The organism is Wolbachia endosymbiont of Tribolium confusum (genome assembly GCF_020405475.1).
Taxonomy (GTDB): Bacteria; Pseudomonadota; Alphaproteobacteria; order Rickettsiales; family Anaplasmataceae; genus Wolbachia.
The window spans coordinates 48719-66974 of sequence record NZ_JAIZNT010000009.1; the positions used below are offsets into that span (position 1 = coordinate 48719).

At 34.4% G+C, this 18256-nt stretch carries 21 protein-coding genes and 2 pseudogenes; 14 read left to right on the forward strand and 9 right to left on the reverse strand.

Annotation, left to right across the window (positions count from 1 at the left end; translation table 11 throughout):
- Positions 1-64 precede the first annotated feature (64 nt).
- The gene (locus tag LEM02_RS06020; RefSeq protein ID WP_226080595.1) at positions 65-430 is read right to left on the reverse strand and encodes a hypothetical protein; all 366 of its coding nucleotides are present in this window, start codon (positions 428-430) and stop codon (positions 65-67) included.
- Between the two features lie 121 nt (positions 431-551).
- Between LEM02_RS06020 and hemC the strand changes: the two genes are divergently transcribed.
- The 4 genes from hemC (at position 552) to pyrE (ending at position 4144) form a co-directional block, all read left to right on the forward strand.
- Complete coding sequence (hemC, locus tag LEM02_RS06025; protein ID WP_226080597.1) at positions 552-1430, forward strand: hydroxymethylbilane synthase; 879 nt, start codon at positions 552-554, stop codon at positions 1428-1430.
- On the forward strand, positions 1421-2305 hold the full coding sequence (gene murB, locus LEM02_RS06030; protein ID WP_226080600.1) for a UDP-N-acetylmuramate dehydrogenase: 885 nt from the start codon (positions 1421-1423) through the stop codon (positions 2303-2305). The genes hemC and murB overlap by 10 nt, the downstream gene beginning before the upstream one ends.
- Before the next feature lie 68 nt (positions 2306-2373).
- Positions 2374-3552, forward strand: a complete 1179-nt coding sequence (locus LEM02_RS06035) for a dicarboxylate/amino acid:cation symporter (protein WP_226080603.1) — start codon at positions 2374-2376, stop codon at positions 3550-3552.
- Between the two features lies 1 nt (position 3553).
- A complete protein-coding gene (pyrE, locus tag LEM02_RS06040; RefSeq protein WP_226080607.1) occupies positions 3554-4144 on the forward strand; it encodes an orotate phosphoribosyltransferase in 591 nt (196 codons plus the stop codon).
- An 81-nt stretch (positions 4145-4225) separates the two neighbouring features.
- On the opposite strand, the gene LEM02_RS06045 is transcribed toward pyrE, so the two are convergent.
- Positions 4226-4678: a hypothetical protein gene (locus LEM02_RS06045; RefSeq protein WP_226080609.1), complete on the reverse strand. Its 453-nt coding sequence runs from the start codon at positions 4676-4678 to the stop codon at positions 4226-4228.
- On the reverse strand, positions 4675-4956 hold the full coding sequence (locus tag LEM02_RS06050; protein ID WP_226080613.1) for a hypothetical protein: 282 nt from the start codon (positions 4954-4956) through the stop codon (positions 4675-4677). Before LEM02_RS06050 ends, LEM02_RS06045 begins: the two co-directional genes overlap by 4 nt.
- A 158-nt stretch (positions 4957-5114) precedes the next feature.
- On the opposite strand from LEM02_RS06050, the gene ligA reads away from it, so the two are divergent.
- Together ligA and LEM02_RS06060 are read left to right on the forward strand one after the other, a co-directional pair.
- Positions 5115-7079: an NAD-dependent DNA ligase LigA gene (ligA, locus tag LEM02_RS06055; protein ID WP_226080616.1), complete on the forward strand. Its 1965-nt coding sequence runs from the start codon at positions 5115-5117 to the stop codon at positions 7077-7079.
- Positions 7080-7385: 306 nt separating this feature from the next.
- Positions 7386-7661 (forward strand): hypothetical protein, encoded by a 276-nt coding sequence (locus tag LEM02_RS06060; protein ID WP_226080619.1) that lies wholly within the window; start codon positions 7386-7388, stop codon positions 7659-7661.
- A 36-nt stretch (positions 7662-7697) separates the two neighbouring features.
- Here the strand turns inward: LEM02_RS06060 and LEM02_RS06065 are convergent.
- Positions 7698-7913, reverse strand: a pseudogene (locus LEM02_RS06065) (IS481 family transposase); the annotation flags it as partial.
- A gap of 54 nt (positions 7914-7967) precedes the next feature.
- On the opposite strand from LEM02_RS06065, the gene LEM02_RS06070 reads away from it, so the two are divergent.
- Positions 7968-9200: an IS256 family transposase gene (locus tag LEM02_RS06070; RefSeq protein WP_226079221.1), complete on the forward strand. Its 1233-nt coding sequence runs from the start codon at positions 7968-7970 to the stop codon at positions 9198-9200.
- A 382-nt stretch (positions 9201-9582) separates the two neighbouring features.
- Here the strand turns inward: LEM02_RS06070 and LEM02_RS06075 are convergent, their stop codons facing one another.
- Both LEM02_RS06075 and LEM02_RS06080 read right to left on the reverse strand, forming a co-directional pair.
- Positions 9583-9777: a hypothetical protein gene (locus tag LEM02_RS06075; protein ID WP_226080621.1), complete on the reverse strand. Its 195-nt coding sequence runs from the start codon at positions 9775-9777 to the stop codon at positions 9583-9585.
- The gene (locus LEM02_RS06080; RefSeq protein ID WP_226080623.1) at positions 9774-10544 is read right to left on the reverse strand and encodes an ankyrin repeat domain-containing protein; all 771 of its coding nucleotides are present in this window, start codon (positions 10542-10544) and stop codon (positions 9774-9776) included. Before LEM02_RS06080 ends, LEM02_RS06075 begins: the two co-directional genes overlap by 4 nt.
- A 141-nt stretch (positions 10545-10685) precedes the next feature.
- Here LEM02_RS06080 and LEM02_RS06085 point away from each other — a divergent pair.
- The 3 genes and pseudogenes from LEM02_RS06085 to LEM02_RS06095 all read left to right on the forward strand — a co-directional run.
- Positions 10686-11365: pseudogene (locus tag LEM02_RS06085) on the forward strand (transposase); the annotation flags it as partial.
- A 321-nt stretch (positions 11366-11686) separates the two neighbouring features.
- The gene (locus LEM02_RS06090) at positions 11687-11845 is read left to right on the forward strand and encodes a hypothetical protein (RefSeq protein WP_226080625.1); all 159 of its coding nucleotides are present in this window, start codon (positions 11687-11689) and stop codon (positions 11843-11845) included.
- 99 nt (positions 11846-11944) lie between these two features.
- Positions 11945-12232, forward strand: coding sequence for a hypothetical protein (locus LEM02_RS06095; protein ID WP_226080627.1), 288 nt, complete (start codon positions 11945-11947; stop codon positions 12230-12232).
- A gap of 55 nt (positions 12233-12287) precedes the next feature.
- Here the strand turns inward: LEM02_RS06095 and LEM02_RS06100 are convergent, their stop codons facing one another.
- The 3 genes from LEM02_RS06100 to LEM02_RS06730 all read right to left on the reverse strand — a co-directional run bounded on the left by LEM02_RS06100 (position 12288) and on the right by LEM02_RS06730 (position 13131).
- Entirely contained in the window at positions 12288-12698 is a 411-nt protein-coding gene (locus tag LEM02_RS06100; protein ID WP_226080634.1) for a transposase, read from the reverse strand.
- Positions 12699-12790: 92 nt separating this feature from the next.
- Positions 12791-12970: an IS630 transposase-related protein gene (locus tag LEM02_RS06830; RefSeq protein WP_319606739.1), complete on the reverse strand. Its 180-nt coding sequence runs from the start codon at positions 12968-12970 to the stop codon at positions 12791-12793.
- A complete protein-coding gene (locus LEM02_RS06730) occupies positions 12958-13131 on the reverse strand; it encodes a transposase (RefSeq protein WP_255586179.1) in 174 nt (57 codons plus the stop codon). The genes LEM02_RS06830 and LEM02_RS06730 overlap by 13 nt, the downstream gene beginning before the upstream one ends.
- A 258-nt stretch (positions 13132-13389) precedes the next feature.
- Here LEM02_RS06730 and LEM02_RS06110 point away from each other — a divergent pair, with 258 nt between their 5' ends.
- The 4 genes from LEM02_RS06110 to LEM02_RS06125 all read left to right on the forward strand — a co-directional run bounded on the left by LEM02_RS06110 (position 13390) and on the right by LEM02_RS06125 (position 18222).
- A complete protein-coding gene (locus tag LEM02_RS06110) occupies positions 13390-14574 on the forward strand; it encodes a hypothetical protein (protein ID WP_226080637.1) in 1185 nt (394 codons plus the stop codon).
- A gap of 157 nt (positions 14575-14731) precedes the next feature.
- On the forward strand, positions 14732-15331 hold the full coding sequence (locus LEM02_RS06115; RefSeq protein WP_226080638.1) for a peroxiredoxin: 600 nt from the start codon (positions 14732-14734) through the stop codon (positions 15329-15331).
- Positions 15318-16265 (forward strand): thioredoxin-disulfide reductase, encoded by a 948-nt coding sequence (gene trxB / locus LEM02_RS06120; RefSeq protein WP_226080641.1) that lies wholly within the window; start codon positions 15318-15320, stop codon positions 16263-16265. Before LEM02_RS06115 ends, trxB begins: the two co-directional genes overlap by 14 nt.
- Positions 16266-16356: 91 nt before the next feature.
- Positions 16357-18222 (forward strand): TomO hydrophobic C-terminal domain-containing protein, encoded by a 1866-nt coding sequence (locus LEM02_RS06125; protein ID WP_226080643.1) that lies wholly within the window; start codon positions 16357-16359, stop codon positions 18220-18222.
- Positions 18223-18256: the final 34 nt, after the last annotated feature.

Genomic DNA, 18256 nt, shown 5'->3' on the forward strand with positions numbered 1-18256 from the left:
TGGTTGTCTTATCTGTCTATCTTATTTTGCCACTCTGCTGAACGGATATTCTATAGGTAGTGTTTTATACTACACTTTGCTCTTCTGAAACATCATTTACTAAAGCGTTATAAACATATGAATTAGGCTCAGAGCTAGCTTTAAGATTCTCTATTTGTTTATTTTTTCTAATGTTATCAATTGAAAGGTAAGTATATAGACCTCCTATTGAAAGACTAGCTATTGTAGCTGGTATATGAGTAGCAAGAAATTCACCATAACTTTCATCTCTCCAATGAGGCTGATCAGATAGGGAAGGGTGAGTGAAAAATGCGTGAGTTGCTGCTGCTGCACTTAGTACTGTTATAGTACCAATGAAAGCAGTACCTACAATAGGTAAAATATTCTTTTTATTAAATCTGCCGTTAGAATCTTTTAAAACATCAAACATAAACACCCCTTAGTTACTAAATATGTGTGATACTATATGCTTATTATAGAATATTCAATAACTAAATTGGAGATAATAAAAAATGGGCTAGAATATAGACATACAATATGAAGTAAAATGTATGCTAGTTAAAATAGGCACCAGAGGAAGCATTCTTGCGGTTGCTCAAGCTTTGGAAGCAAAACAAAAATTGTTGGAATCTTTTCCTAATCTATCTATCGAGATCATTAAAATAAAAACTTCTGGTGATAAATATGCTAATGTAAACCTTGCTGAAATGGGAGGTAAAGGACTTTTTCTCAGAGAAATTGAGGCCGAACTACTTGAGAATAATATAGATATGGCAGTTCATTCGCTGAAAGATGTGCCTGCATTTTTCTCGAAGGATTTGGCAATTCCTTGTGTTTTAGAGAGGTTAAGTCCATGTGATGCATTTGTTTCTCATAAATATGAAAGCCTAAAATATTTGCCACAGCAGGCTATGATTGCAACTTCTTCAATAAGGAGAAAAGTTCAGTTGTTAAATTTTAGGCCAGACTTAAATATAGTGCCACTGCGCGGAAATGTGACAACTAGACTGGAGAATCAAAATTTTGACGGAATAATTCTAGCTGAAGCAGGACTGATAAGATTAAAAAAACATCACTTAATTAAAGAGGTATTACCACCAAAAGTCATGTTAAGCGCGGTAGGGCAGGGGGCGATTTGCATTCAATGTCGAAAGAATGATGTAAAAGTTATCGATCTTTTAGAGAAAATTAATAATAATATGTCTTTTATAAGGGCAAAATCAGAGCGCAGTTTCATGAAGACAGTAAATGGTTCATGCTTTACGCCGCTTGCAGCCTTGGCAGAATATGTGAGTGAAAACATGCTGCATCTTTACTGTATGTTAGCCGACGAGAGAGGTATATACTTTACTGAGCGCACTTCGTTTGTAGAAGATGCAGAAAAAATGGGTATGGATGCAGGATTAGAGTTAAAATCAAAATGCTTATAAGCTTACCTAAAGTACGTGGAATCTATCGATACAATGTTTTAATGTCTAAAACGACATGGTTAAATGTTGGTGGTCAAGCTGATGTACTGTTTAAGCCACATGACGTTGAAGATCTAATGTGCTTGATAAAAGATACTGAGTTACCAATTAGCATTATCGGTGCAACATCTAACATAATAGTGCAAGATAGTGGCATTCGAGGAATAACGGTAAAATTAGGTAAGGAATTTGCGTATATTAAATGTAAAGATAATAGCTCCATAATTGCGGGTGGTGCCGCGCTGCTTAGTAACCTTGCATACTTTGCAGGGGAACAAGAAATTAGCGGACTTGAGTTTCTTGCTGGAATTCCAGGAACAGTTGGCGGTGGAATAGAAATGAATGCAGGTGCATATGGTAGTGATATTGCAAGTGTTGTACAGTCGATAAGAGCAGTAAATTTAGAAGATGGAAATTTATATGAATTCTCCAGCGAAGAAATGGGATATTTTTATCGTGGACACAGTCTAAAAGGCAGGTGGATTTTTATTGAAGCTGAATTTAAAGGAGTAAGTTCAGAGTATGAGCTTATATTGCAAAGGTTGAAGGAAGTTATTGATAAAAAAAATAAAAGCCAACCAGTAAGAGGAAAAACTGCTGGATGCATATTTAAAAATCCAGTAGGCTGCAAGGCATGGAAACTGATTGATGAGTCCGGCTGCCGAGGATTAAATAACGGTAGAGCTAAAATTTCTAAGAAACATTGTAATTTTCTGCTCAATTACAATAATGCAACTGCATTTGACTTAGAAAACCTTGGCAACAGAGTAAAAGATGCAGTAAAAGATAAATTTAACATTGAACTTGAGTGGGAGATAAGGGTTTTGGGTGGATAGCTGCTTCCGGTTATTTTGACCTAATTCCAAAAATTATTGTATAATACGGTTTTGAGGTCTTATTTTCGATGCGCAAACTTGCAATACTCTTTTCTATATTGCTTGCAGTCGTTGCTTACTATTTAAACAATGAAGTGATATTTGAAGTTGCAAAGCTATTTAGCGATATATTCATCAGTCTGTTGAAATTGATTAGCTTACCTTTAGTTTTTCTATCTATCGTGTCCACAATTTCCGGGCTTAAAGACTCGATTGAAATTAAAGTCTTACTTAAGAAAACACTATTTTATACGCTGCTTACAACCATTATAGCTGCATTTGTTGCGCTATCTTTCTATTTACTCGTGGATCCAGTAAGAAAAAATTTCATAAGTAATACGATAGAGAGTGTCAGTGATAGCAATCACAATTACTTTTCATACTTAAAATCACTCATTCCATCAAATTTTGTGCAAGTTTTTCTTGAAAATAACGTTATTGGCAGCATATTGATTGCTTTTTTGATGGGTGGAGCTATTGTTTCGCTCTCAAAAGAAAAACAGGATATATTACACCAAATATTCTCTGCACTGTTTGATACACTTCTTAAAATTGCTCAAGGGTTATTAAAGTTTATTCCTCTTGCTGTATGGTCTTTTATCACATGTTTTTTATACGAGTTAAAAGGTGGCAGCGAATTCCATAGTCTTTTTTGGTATTTTGCTTGCATAATGTCTGCAAATTTCGTGCAAGCATTTGTGATTTTGCCACTACTCATGTGGTATAAAGGTATATCACCAATTCAGACGATGAAGGGAGTTATGCCAGCACTCACACTTGCGTTTTTTTCTAAATCATCCAGTGCGACACTACCGACAACCATAGACTGTGTGCAAAATCAGCTAAAGGTACCAAAAAAATTATCGTCTTTTATTCTACCAATATGCACAACAGTCAATATGAATGCGTGTGCTGCATTTATTTTAATCACAGTGATGTTTGTTGCGGAGATGAATGGGCACACATTTTCCTTAAGTGAGATGTTCATATGGATTTTCTTAGCTACAGGAGCTGCAATTGGCAACGCTGGAGTGCCGATGGGGTGCTATTTTATGGCAACTAGTTATCTGGTATCAATGAACGTTCCTTTGTACATTATGGGGCTGATTTTACCTATTTATACAATCATTGATATGTTTGAAACTGCAATAAATGTTTGGTCTGATGTCTGTGTAACGCAGATAATTAATAAAGAATGTAAAACTTAGAATGATACTAGACAATCCGATAATAAAAGAGTTTGAAGAGGCTGGTGCGATTTTGCACGGACATTTTGTACTCTCGTCAGGGCTGCACAGCAACACTTACATACAATGCGCTAAAATTTTTGAAAATCCAAGCAGAGCGATGAAGGTTTGTGAGCTATTGGCAAATAAAATAAGAAAAGAGCTTGTTGAACCCATAGACTTAATACTATCTCCTGCAATTGGTGGAATAATTGTGGGTTATGAGATTGGTAGACAGCTTGGAATGAGAACAATTTTTTGTGAGCGTGTTAATGGTAAGTTTGAGTTACGCCGTGGGTTTGAGATTAAACAAGGTGAGAAGATATTACTAATTGAAGATGTGATTACCACAGGTAAATCTTCACTTGAAGCAGTAAAATGTGCAGAAGAGAAGGGGGGTAAAGTTGTTGCTGAAGCTTCTTTGATAAAGAGAAGTAGTGAAACAAAACTACCTTTTTCTATTATATCTTTGATTGAACTGAACATTCAAAACTATAGCGAGAAAGAACTGCCAAGTGAGTTAAAACAATTACCCATAACGAAACCTGGGAGTAGAGAATATTTAACAAAGTAATTCTATATAGTATATTTTCTCTTGATTTAGCTAAGGGTTTTATGGGTTTTTTAAATTTTGCCCATAAAACCCCTTTCATGATTAAAAATACACTAAATCTTGGTTTTCACATGTTCCATCTCGTGCAGCAGAAAACAATAAGTCTGCACTCTCATTCAAACTATTTGCAGCAGTCTTTAAAACCTCAGATTTTGCTTCTATGAGTTCGCATTCAATCTTGTCTATTCTTGTATCCAAATCCCTATGTGCATTTTCGATTAACTTATTCATTTCATATTTTAAAAGTTTGCTTGATTTTTCACTTTGTTCAGTGAGAAAATCATCTATTTTGCTTGTGATTTCAGGTTTGATAAGACTTTCAATTTTTTCTTCAGTGTATTTTTTTACTGCTTCTTCTACCTGAGTTTTTATTTCTGGCTTTAGCAAATCTGTAACTTCTGGTCCTACTTTTTTTATTGCTTTTTCAGCTGCATTTTTCGCTGCTTTTTCAGCATTTGCTTCTACTGACTTTACTGTCTTATCAATCGAATTCAATATTTTTTTTCTATTTCATTAGCTTTTTGGTTAGCTACTCTATTAGCTTTATCTTCAGCTAAAGTCAGCATTTTTCCTTCAATTTTTTTTACTTCATCTTGAGCTGCTTTTCTAGCTTCTAGTTTTAAGTCATTACCCATTTTAGATATTACTTGTTCTGCAGCTTTTTTTGCTGCTTTATCTACGCCAAACCAGCCTCCTAATGTATCACTCACACCATATGCTAAAGGTTCAGAGCTTGGTTGATCGCTCCAATTTTTGTAATCGTATTTTCTCATAATATACTCCTTAATTTGAAAATAATACTAATATTAGTATTTAAATATAAATATTATATTAACGTTAGCATGATGGCTTTTCAGGGTAGTAGTATAAATTTATAGCACCCTTTAAAAAAAATTCATGACTTGACTACAAAGAGCATTATATTGGTATCATGACTGACTTGGAAAAGATGAGAGAAAAACTGCAAAATCAAATTAATTATCATAATATTTTATATTATCAAAAAAGTAAGCCAGAGATAAGTGATGCTGAATATGATGAACTGAAGAAAAAGTTAGCTTCAATAGAGGCACAACTTCCACAAGGTTATGCAACACAAGATAGTGTTGGCGCTCCCCCTGATGAGAGGTTTTCTAAGGTGGAACATCAAGAACCTATGCTTTCTCTTGAAAATGCTTACGATGAACAAGGTGTAGAGAAGTTTTTGTCTAAAATAAAGAGGTTTTTAATTGAAGACGAAATAAAGATATTATGTGAGCCAAAAATTGATGGATTGTCATTTTCTGCAATTTATGAAGATGGGAAATTTGTTAAAGCTGCAACTCGAGGTGACGGTTTTGTAGGAGAGGATGTTACTCACAATGTTGCAACAATAAAAGGCTTTCCTAAGTTTTTGCAAGATGTGCAAGGAAGACTAGAAGTAAGAGGTGAAATATATATCAGTAACAGTGACTTTCTAAAGTTAAATGAAAATAATGAATTCGCTAATCCTCGAAATGCAGCTGCTGGTTCTTTAAAGCAATTGAATGCGAACATTACAGCAAAAAGGCCTCTTAGATATTTTGCTTATTCTTTAATTGGTGGAATAGAGAAAAGTCAAAGTGAGATACTAGAAAAGCTTGAGAAATTTGGTTTTTGCGTAAATGAGCATCGTTCCTTAACAAGTAGTTTGAATGGAATGCTAAAGTTCTATAACGAGATCTATGATTGTCGTTATAACTTGGATTATGATATCGATGGGATAGTCTATAAAGTGAATGATTTGGTGCTACAAAGTCGTCTGGGAAGTACACACAAAGCGCCACGCTCAGCACTTGCATATAAGTTTTCTGCGATTTATGCGAAGACAAAGTTAAATAAAATATTTATACAGGTGGGTAGAACGGGGGTTTTAACTCCAGTTGCAGATTTAGTACCAGTCAATATTGGTGGAGTATTAGTTAGCAGAGCAAGTCTACATAACCAAGATGAGATAAAACGTAAAGATATAAGAGAGGGAGATGTTGTAACAATTAAAAGGGCTGGGGATGTAATTCCTCAAATTGTCAAAGTAGATGAAGGTTCTCGTCATACAAATATGCCTGAATTTGTTTTTCCTGACATATGTCCTGAATGTGGTAGTAAAGTGCAGATTGAAGGAGTGGCAGTAAGATGTCCTGAAGAATTTAATTGCAAGGCTCAAATAGTAGAAAAACTAAAACATTTTGTGTCAAAAGATGCATTTGACATTGTTGGCCTTGGTGAAAAACAAATAAAGTTTTTTTATGATCTTAGCCTAATAAGACAAATTCCAGACATTTTTATTTTAGAGGAAAGATTAAAAGAGTTTTCCTTAAAAGAGCATCATGGTTGGGGCGAGAAGTCAATAGCTAATCTATTAAGTGCTATACAAAACAGAAGAGTAATCACTCTAGATAGGTTCATATTTTCTTTGGGTATCAGATTTATCGGCCAAGTTGCAGCAGAATTGCTCGCAAATTATTATGTATCTTATGATAACTGGTATAATTCGATGTCATCAAATGATGTTGAGTTGGTAGGTATAGATGGTATAGGAGAAAAAGTAGCTGAATCTTTAAAATCTTTTTTTTCTCAGGAACGTAACATTAAAATGTTAAATGATCTTACTGCATATCTGCAAATTCTTCCCGTGAGCTCCAACTCTAGCGATTCTTTTTTGAATAACAAAATTATAGTGTTTACTGGTAAGCTACGTGCTATGAGCAGAGGGGAGGCAAAAGTAAGAGCTAAAGTTTTAGGGGCAAAGATCAGTTCAAGCCTTTCTACTAAAACTGACTATTTAATTGCAGGAGAAGATCCAGGTTCAAAATATAAAAAAGCAATGGAATTGGGTGTGGAAATTTTAGATGAAGAGCAGTGGAACAAATTGTGCTAAACACAACTTAATCTGACGGGAATGAATTAACTGATAGAAGAATTGAAAACTAATATCAGACTCTTATTTAATACAATTGAACACTCCCTTGTAGATATTTCGAAGTGGCTAATCTTCTGCTTGCTGATCCAAATATTAATATTGGTTGTATAAAAGCTATCTATTAACAAGGAAAATAAAGAAGGCAAAGAAAAATTTTCTCAAAAATTTCGACAGGATTACAATTTATTTCAAAAGATAAAAGAAGCATCAAATGAAAAGGATACGGATAAGTCAGATAAATTACTCAAAAAGATAGAAGAATTATTGGAGTCAAAAAACAAACATGGTTTCAAACCAAGCTTAAACTACTCTCTAGATGGTAATGATAAAAATACGACTATTGAAATTGCTATTAAAGCTGGTGGAAAGTTACTGCAGCTTTTATATGATTATGCTGAGAAGGATATAGATGCAGACACTGAAATATTTAAACGACCCAAACATGCTAAAGAAAACTCTCAGTCTAAGAGAGATCTTTGTGATGTTTCTGTTTTTAAACATTCTACTCCAGATCAAGGCTTTTTGTTTAGTAATGGTTAATGTGTACTAGACACAACTTAATCTGACAGGTAAGAATTAACTGACAGAAGAATTGAGGTAGTTAAAACTAATATCAGTCTTTTGTTTAATGTTACTAATATTTTTCTGAAAAGCAATTTGTTTGCTATCAAGAAAAGTTTGCATAGGAGTTTTGCCAAAGCAATATTTGCCTGAAAGAGGCCTTGTCTCATTGTAAGAACTCAGCCAATGATCAACATCAATCTGCAGATCTTCCGGGAGTGTTAAATAAACTGTGTCAAACCAAGAAATAAAAATATAATTGATATAAAAAAATGGAGGTTTGACATGAGTCAAGTAAACAGAACTACCGGTTTGGTAGACTATAAAGAACTGGAAGCAAATATTCTATCATCGATAAGAGAAGGAAGGCCGCTGACGGGAAGAGATGGAGCATTAACACCGTTTATAAAAAGGTTGCTAGAGGCAAGTCTGGAAGGTGAAATAGAAAGCCACATGTCAGCTAAAAGTGAAGAAAATAACCGAAGAAATGGGAGAAACGCAAAAACTTTACGCACGAGTGGAGGCTCATTTGAGTTGTTAACACCTAGAGACAGGGAAGGAAGCTTTGAACCCCAAATAGTTAGAAAAAGACAAACAAGCCTACATCCAGAACTTGAAGCAAAGGTCTTAAGCACATTTGCCAGTGGCATGGGATACAGAGATATAGCGTCACATATTGAGGAAATTTACGATCACAAAATATCGGCGGCAGAGATATCAAGTATTACTGACAAACTGCTACCAGTAATCAACGAATGGCGTAGTCGTCCGCTGCAGTCTGTATATCCGATAGTTTTCATGGACGGAATATTTTTTAAAGTCAAGGAGGACGGGCATTGTGTAAGTAAATGTATGTATAATATATTAGGTATAGATCAAAATGGCAGAAAAGAAGTATTAGGTTTTTATTTAGCTGAAAGTGAAGGAGCTAACTTCTGGTTGGGAGTACTAAATGATCTCAAAGAGAGAGGAGTGGAAGATATTCTAATTGCATGTGTAGATGGGCTAAAAAGCTTTCCTGCAGCAATAAACGGTGTGTTCCCTAATGCAGAAGTGCAGATGTGTATAGTGCATCAGATACGTAACTCACTGAAGTATGTAGCTAGTAAAGATGCAAAGAGTTTTTTGAGTGATTTAAAGAAGGTATATCAAGCTTCAAGTAAGGAAATTGCCGAGAATTATCTGTTGGAATTAGATGAAAAATGGGGCACAAAGTACCCTATGGTTATAAAATCTTGGCAGAATAATTGGGAAAACCTATCTGGTTATTTTAAGTATTCCGATCCAGTTAGGAGGATAATCTATACTACTAATCCCATAGAGGGGCTACATAGGCAAATTAGGAAATTCACCAAAACCAAGGGCTCATTTACCAACACAAACGCCTTGTACAAACAGGTATATTGTGCTATAAAAAAAGTAGAGCAAAAATGGGTAATGGCTTTGCCTAATTGGGCATTAACTATATCTCAGCTCGATATTTTCTTTCCCAACAGATTGAAAATTCAGTTGAGCTAAAAATGTGGTTTGACACAGTTTATTTAACACTCCCTGATTCAGAAAAAACAAATTATCGGAGCTAATGACAATGTTTCTACTTTTGAGAATTTTGCTATGTTAATGGCTTCATAACTCCTATATTTAATGATCTTCTTTCCTATGGTTTATAGATTCGACAGAACCGCCTGATCTACCTACTGAGATTATTTCCAAGCTTAGTTACTCCTATATCAGAAAGACATGTTGACACTTTATCCTTTGGTAGAACATTTGTACAAAAGCACTCCTTGCACTTTTCTAAAACGTCATCTAACCCAATATTACCACTAAACTCAACTCCTCTTCTGAAGCTTTCTACTATTTCTGAGTGTGCACTTTTAACTTCAGTACGTATTCTATCCTATTCTTTTGAATCTAGGTCTCTTATTTTCTTCTCTACAAATGAATCAAATTTCTTAAGCGTAAACCTAACTGCAATATTGATATCTGATACAACTTTTATTCCTTTGCTTGTTAAATCCTGAAAGCGTTTGCTTGGAGTATTGTCTATAGCCTCAGCAACACAGCTAGCAAAAGCAATGTTCTCATTGCTCAAAAAACTATCAGGACTGCTTGCTGAGTGGAAAATAGATTGCTGAACAGAAGGTAAAGCAGGGGGGCATTGTAGAATAAGTTACTGAGTGCAGCAGCAGTTGAAGCTCCCATCCGACTAAATATACTATTAATAAAAGAAGTAGGTTTGACTGCACTGCCACCTACCACATCTGCAGTATTGCCAGCTTCTAACGCTTTAAGATTTCTAGTGGGTAATATTGCTTTATAATCAAACCTAACATCACCTTGCAACATAGATAATATTTTTTCTATTATATGGTTTTCACACATAAGCTCTGGATTGTCTCCTATAACATCAGATGCCGTTTTGTCATCTACATCTTTTATGCTATAGTTAGCATCATTCTCGATGAGAAGTTTTACCATCCCTACTCGACAATTGAAAGATGCTAAGTGCAAAGGTGTCTTACCCCTTATGTCTTGTGAATTGACATCAGCAAGATGAGAAAGTAGAAATTGTCCTGCTTCTTCTCTTCCATATTCAGCAGCAACATGCAAGGCAGTTCTAGAATCTTCACTATTAGCAGCATTAATACTAGCACCACTGGTAACTAAAAGATTCAATATCTCTAAGCTATTTTTTTTAACAGCAAAACTTATAGGTTTCATACCATATTTTTCACCATTAAAAACCTTACTTATACCTATATAAGCTGCAGTCATAATACATTCTTCAGCTTTCGAAAGATTATGCTCTTCTATAGCAGCAAATAATTCATCCGTAAAAACTTCAACCTGTCTGCTCATAAAATACCTCCTAAAAAACAGTATCTCCAGCTTCGTATCATATAATTTAATATGCACAAGTAAAATTTACAGAAAAACCAGAAAATTTCTAATGGTGAACCTGGGAGTATTATTACCACTGCCATTAAGTTAAAGAAAAAAAGAGGTATTAATTACATAATTTGCTGTCCATATTCGTCATTTAATGAAATTAATGCTATGTTTAAGCCAGAAAGTCCATCTGATGCGATAGTCGTGTCAACCGCACCTGTCAAGGTAGCAAGACAGCTAAGGAAGCTAGGATTACCTGATAAAATAAAGTTTAGATTGTGGTCAAGATAGTTCTTTCTTCTGGCGAGATTGAAGTGTTGGCTACATCGTTGTTAGAAGAACAGCAGTTTAAAGTTGAAGAATTTGGAGAGTTATATTATTTACGTTGGGGAGTAGAAACATTTTTTTCCAAACTCAAAGGAAGGTTAGGTTTAGAAAATTTTACAGGTAAAAGTGTTGAAACCATAAAGCAGGATTTTTGGTCAACCATCTTTATTAGCAACTTAGAAAGTATTATGACAGAGGATATAGAAGAGACATTGAACGCGGGTCTAGCCAATTGCAAGTACGAGAAAAGCATCAATAAATCTGTCTCATTTAATGCAATAAAAAATTTAGCTTTCGATGTTTTTTCTACAGAGTCAGACATAGACTGCATTATGGATCGATTATCACAGTTATTTTTGATGAATACTTTAGTAGTGAGAAAAGGAAGGAAGGTCGAGCGTAATAAAGTAACTGATACTCGTTCACTGAACTACCAAAAAAGAACTAGAAAACATGTGTTTTGAACCTAAGATACCTTTTTGTTAGAGGTTACATCTTTCACTCAATAACCTACAGTTGTTATTTTTTCAGTACCTTGAATTTTACTTCCCTCAAGGTTCACCATAATATTTGTCATCATTACAAAATTACTTATATTTTTGGTCGAATTTTAACTCCTATTTCCTTAACTTAATGGCAGTGGGAAAGGGTGGCCCCGGAGGATTGATCTAATCAAATAGCGTCGCAATACAAAGAAGGGCCTTATCAGCAGTTCGTCAGCAATCAAATGAACACCGCACTTGGTAACAACTTACGTGCCAGTGGACTTGTCATCTTTAGGGGGAATGCAGAGTCTTATAGGTGCACATGGTCTTGGTGCGCAGAGTGGTCAGAACCTTGGCAGTGGCTACACTTCTTATGGCAGGTCAATAAATGATCGCTGGCTAGCTATCAATCAGATGCTGGGTGGACTTGGTCAGGGTATAGGGAGAAATTTAGTTTGATTTTTTATGTTATTCTGAAAAAAAAGATATACCATAATTAACATTTAATTGATAATTATATGTTAATATTATACTAATTTTTTAATTAATGAGGATATTATGCTAAAACATACAAAAAATGCTGCTGCATATCGTAATAAAGAAGAGGCGGACAAAGCATATAGTCAGTGCGTAAGAAAATGTGTCAAAGATTCTTTGGGTGATGAAGAACTACGTACTGCATGCATTAAGCAATGTAGAGAAGGTGATTGGAGCTTTGAGAATGCAAAATTGAGTGAGCAATTATCGTTTATAGTAGATCAGTCCTTTGATAAAATTAACGATTTATCTAGCACTCAATTCGATTTATATTCTATATCATCAGATCTATCTCTAATGGGCCTTTAATTACAGTAAAAAAAGAAGATACGTGGTATCTTCTTTTTTTATACTATAGTATTTCCTAAAATGGATGATAAAGTTCCATTATGGTATTACCAACCAAAAGTTGTAAATCTGTATATTTATACATGAGAGGTCTGAGGCGGCTTTTGATGGCATGCCAACAATGTTCTATGGGATTCAAATCTGGTGAATATGTTGGAAGATACAGCACATGACAGCCAAAAGACTCTATTAATGATTTTGTTTTAGTGGTCTTATGAAATGTAGCATTATCCATAACTATGGTTGTGCCAAGTGGCAATTTAGGTAATAACATCTTCTCCAACCATATATTGAATACCTCTTTGTCACACCCACCTTTGAAAGTCATTGGTGCAATAAATCTCATTCCAATCCACCCGGCTACTATACTGATTCTCTCCCGCTGGAATATCTGCATAAATTTTCTTTCCTCTTGGAGCACGTCCATATTCTCGGTATAACTTATTATCAACTCCTGCTTCATCTATATATAAGATGCTGGAATGGTCTATTTTTGAGATTTTATCAATAAATTGCTGCCTATCTTCTTGATTGCGCTCTTGATATAGTGTGACTTTTTTTTAAAGTAATTTTTAGCTGTTTTAGTCTATACCAAATTGAATTTATTCCAAATCCAAGATTTTGTTTCATCTCTGCCAGAGTATGATCTGGATTCTTTGTAACATATTCTTCGAGTATTTTTGGGTCTATTTTTCGAATAAAGCTACCGTTTTTAGATGGCTTTCACCAGCAGCTTTCTTTTTTAACCAGCGGTACAGAGTTGCTATTCCTATCTCCATGAGCTCTGCTATCTCAACCTTTGTCTTCCCTTTTTCTATCATCAATACTGCTTTTTCCCTTAAATCCACACTATATGCCATTATAACTCAAATACTTTATTATACCTTCATCATTTACTTTGGGAAATACTATACTTGTATGAGACTGTGTCATATAGCGAAACTAGATTTCACCTTTACACACCTAGATAAGGGGTAACAGCAGACACTAGAATGACAAAATCGTTATTCTGCTACGCATTATCGCCGTATAACTATAGCTATATATGAACTAAAAAAGTAATATTCACTAGATTTTAATATTTTAGATCTATATTTTAATAAAATATTACAATTAGTATGAATGATCCATTTAAAAGTGAGGATTATAAAAAAAATCTTGATTCTCTGATCAAAGCTATAAAGCTAGGAAATTCAGAGAAACAATATGATAAAACAGTAACAGATTTATCTCATGCTTTAGAGGGTTTTACAGATAAGGCAGAAGATGTAGCTAAGCTTGTTATACGTGATGACTTGAATAATTGTGTAAAGAAGGCAAATAAAAAGCCATTAATTCTTAGGATATTCAATAGAATATTAGGAAGAGATGTTTCGATTAGGAATATAAGTAATTTTATAAAAGATAAATTGCCTCTTTCAACTGCTAGAACAGCAATCGAATATACAGATGTTATTCAAAAAATTTCAGATTTAGAGCGAATAGAAAGAAGTCAAGATAAATATAGGTCATATGGAGTAAATTTAGAAAATAGACAGCAAAAGAAAAATCTCTTATATGAGCGAGAAGATTCAGGTTATGGAGGTTCGTTAAACGAAGATTCTGAGTATGAAGAAATATCAAATTATCAAGAGGAAAAAAGTAAATCTTTAACAAAAGATTTGCGTAATCTACAATCAATTAAAGAGGAGCCGATTTATGCAACAATTCCTAAAGAACATATAGAAGCAAAAAGAGAACATAGGAAGAAACAACAACTTCAATCTCTTGCACCACCAAAACCATCAAGAGTACCACCAGTACCAGAGAAAATGTTTACTATCAATAAAAAAATTAGACAAGAACCGAAAAAAGATAAACCTGCAGTACCACCAAAGCCTAAAGATTTAGGTGAAAAAGTAAGCACAGAGCAAAAAATAGTAGTGGAAAAATCAGCTGAGAGTAACCCTACACTACCACTAAAATCTGAAAATCAAGATGGTAAAGAATCAGCAAAAAAAGCTGATGGACCAAAAGTACTAGTAGTTGCTATGAAAAAAGAAGTGACTCGCGAGAGTAGTAAAGTAAAGGCATTAAAAGAAAGATTTGAGCGAAATCAAGTAAAGAACGTGTTGCCTGCTGAAAACAAAACTGCTTCAGTAACACAAACGGATATCAGTGTGAAGAGAAAACAATCTCGTTCATTTCCAGTAGAGAATAAAAAATCTTCGATCAACCATCTTGCCAGCAAAAATTTACCTTCCACGAATGTAAGTGTAAAAGAAATGGTTAAAAAATTTGAAGGGAGAAAAGGTGAAAGATAGTAATATTTGGGTATTTCCCTACTCATGAAAATTAGCTCTTATCATAACATTTTTACAGCCATAAGAGGAAGTTTTTATAGGATTGGGGCTAAAGAAAACTTGCATGTAAATGTATCAAGGTATAAAATTATAAATATTAAGAACGAATAGGTTAGTTATGAATCTTGTAACAAAATCCGCTATTGATTTTACTGCTTCGGCTGTTCTTACTAGTGGAAGAATAGTTGATGATTTCTGTTTAAGTAAACATATAAAGGATAAGTATGCTGTCCTTTTTTTCTATCCACTTGATTTTACTTTTGTCTGTCCAACTGAGTTGATATCATTTAGCAACAAAATAGAAGATTTTTCAAAACGTAATGTTGAAGTGATAGGAATAAGTATAGATTCAAAATTTTCACACTATAAATGGCGAAACACTCCAGTTAATGATGGTGGTATTGGAGAGGTTAGCTACAATTTAGTGTCTGATATCAAAAAGTCTATATCAAGAGACTATGGGGTCTTGTATGATGACTCAATTGCACTAAGAGCAACTTTTGTTATTGATGATAAATTTGTTGTGCGTCATCAATCGATAAATGATTTACCTTTAGGGCGTAATATCGATGAGTTTATTAGAATTATTGATGCAATAAAACATAATGAAGAGCATGGTGAAGTATGTCCAGCAGGGTGGAAAAAAGGCAAGCCAGCAATGCAGGCAAGCGATGAAGGAGTGGCTGATTATCTAAACTCACACAGTGCAGAATTATAAATTGAGTACAAAAGTTCTTATTATTGGATCTGGAGCAGCGGGTTATGCTGCTGCTATATATGCAGCACGTGCAAATTTAGAGCCAATTGTAGTAGCGGGAATGCAACCTGGTGGTCAGCTTATGATTACTACTGATGTTGAAAACTATCCGGGTTTTGTTTCTATACAAGGACCAGAACTCATGGAACAAAAGAGATTGCATGCAGAGAAGGCGGGAGCAAGAATAATAGACGATGAGATAAAAAGTGTAGAACAACTTGAGGATTCTAATGAGTATAGATTTAGATCTTGTGGTAATGCTAGTGACTACTATTCGAATGCAATTATAATCGCAGCTGGTGCGCAAGCGAAGTGGCTTGGCCTGGAGAGTGAAAAGAAATTTCAAGGTTACGGAGTTTCGGCATGTGCAACTTGTGATGGCGCATTTTTTAGAAATAAAGTTGTAGCTGTGATTGGTGGTGGAAATACTGCCGTTGAAGAGGCAATGTTTTTAACTCGATTTGCTAAAGAAGTTACACTGATACATAGGCGTGATAAATTAAGAGCAGAGAAAGTAATGCAAGACAGGCTCTTTAAAAATGATAAGATAAAGGTAATATGGAATCATACCGTAGAGCAGATTCTTGGAGAGGAAAATCCTAAAAAAGTTACTGGCATTACAATTAAATCGACAGAAACCAAAAAAATCCAGGAATTGAAAGTGGATGGTGTTTTCATTGCAATTGGGCATGCACCAAATACAGGTATTTTTAAGGGCTTTGTTGAAATGGATCAGCAAGGTTATATAATTACGAAACCTGGAACAACTCTAACCAGTAGGGCAGGGGTGTTTGCTGCTGGTGATGTTCAAGATAAGGTATATCGCCAGGCAGTAGTTGCAGCAGGTACAGGGTGCATGGCTGCACTTGATACAGAAAAGTTTTTGGAATCATAATTAGTTCTAAAATTTTTAACTAAATTACTTGCAAATTTCTTTGTTTTTTTTATAATTATGTCAATAAATTATAGGTTGGGGAGAATCTAGTATGCTTTCGGGAAGTAATGTAGATTTTAGAAGAAGGGTTGTTAATGGTACAGAATTACGAGCTCAAAATCAAACAACTTCAGGACAATCAACAACAAAATTATTTAAAGCTATTGATGATGAAAATCTAGGAGATTTTAAACAAGCTCTGGCAGAAGGTGCAAATGTTAATGCGTTTAATGAAGAAGGCATGACACTTTTGATGTCTATTGCTAACATTTACAATGCTAGCAATAATCAGACTGCATTAAAAGACATGGCTAAATTGCTTATACAAAAAAGAAGTATCAATATTAACGCTCAAAGTAAGCAACCTGTTTATAAAGAAATACAAAAGAAAGATCGATTTGGGCGTCTGTTATATTTATTTCGTGGTGAGACAGTGGCAGAAGTGGGAACGTCACAATATATATATTGTAGCAATGGTCAACCTGTAGATAACATCAATGATCAAGGTATACGTATATATTTCAATTACGAATATGACGGTGTAAAGGAGAATGTAAGAACATCCGAGATACAAAGAAATACTGCCTTACATATTGCTTGCCAGACTGCAGCTATAGATATAGTGAAAATATTGCTCACACACCCAGATGTAAAAATTAATATTAAAAATTGTCAAAATAAAGTTCCTATAGATCTTATTTCAAGAGGATTTAATGACACAATAAAGTTAGAATTTGAAAAAGCACGAAAAGGAAAAGAATTATTGAATGCTCTTTCTGGTAGAAAGATTGACCAAGCAAAAATACTATTAAATCAAGATCTCAACCCTAATTGTTGGAAAAGAAATTCAAATGGAGAAATAGAAACACCACTTAGCCTGATTATCAAATCATGTTTACAAGGAATAACACAAGATAACGAGGAAGTATTGACTAAACTTTTAAAACATAAGGAGCTAGATTTTAGTCAAATAAAACCAATACCAGCTATAGAACGAAATCAATGGGTAAAGCAAATAATTGAACGAACTATTAAAGAGCGATTAACTGATACTATTGATAAAAAAGATTTGGATAGTGTGAAAGAATTAGTGAAAGATAACTGTTTCATAAATCATGCAATTGTCACTGCTGCGTTGAGGAATATTCATAATCCAATCGAATCTATTAAAAATTATCTAATTGAGAAATTTCCTGCAACTGTAGAACAGTCTTCAGCAAATGCACATAGTGTTGCTCCGGAAATAAACGATGAGTTTATTGCTCAAGAATTGCAGCGACTTGAAAATCTGGAAGGTGAACTTGAAAGAACAAACGCTCAACTTGCAGAAAAAGAGCAAGAGCTGAATAGGGTCGTAAGTGAAAGAACAAGAGACACTAACAGAATTTCACAGTTAGAAAGGGATTTAAGGCAGGAAAGATCAGCTCAGCAAACAAGGATTAACACTCTCACTAATCAAGTAACTCAACTTACTAGAGAGAAAAGTCAACTTGAAAACCTTAGAAATGAACTTGAAAGAACAAAGGCTCGACTTACAGAAAAAGAGCAAGAGCTGAATAGGGTCGTAAGTGAAAAAACAAGAGACACTAACAAAATTTCACAGTTAGAAAGGGATTTTAGGCAAGAGAGATTAGAACTTCAAGCTCAAAATCAAGACTTAAAGAACAAAAACAAAAAACTTTCAGAAGCAAATATTTACAATAGAAGGCAAAGTAACTATGCTTCTTCCTCTTTTGTGTTATCTGGAGTATTTGCTGTTGGTGCATGTTTAACAATATCTAGTTTAGCAATATGTATCCCACTTGCTGTAGCTACATTTGTCTTTCTTACAATTGGATGCTACTGTTCATATAAAGCAAGTACAGTACTGAGTGATGTGACAAGCACTGAATTTGGTAATGTTATCAGTTTAAGATAGAGTTAAGTTCTTCTCTAAACTCTACTGAAAGTTT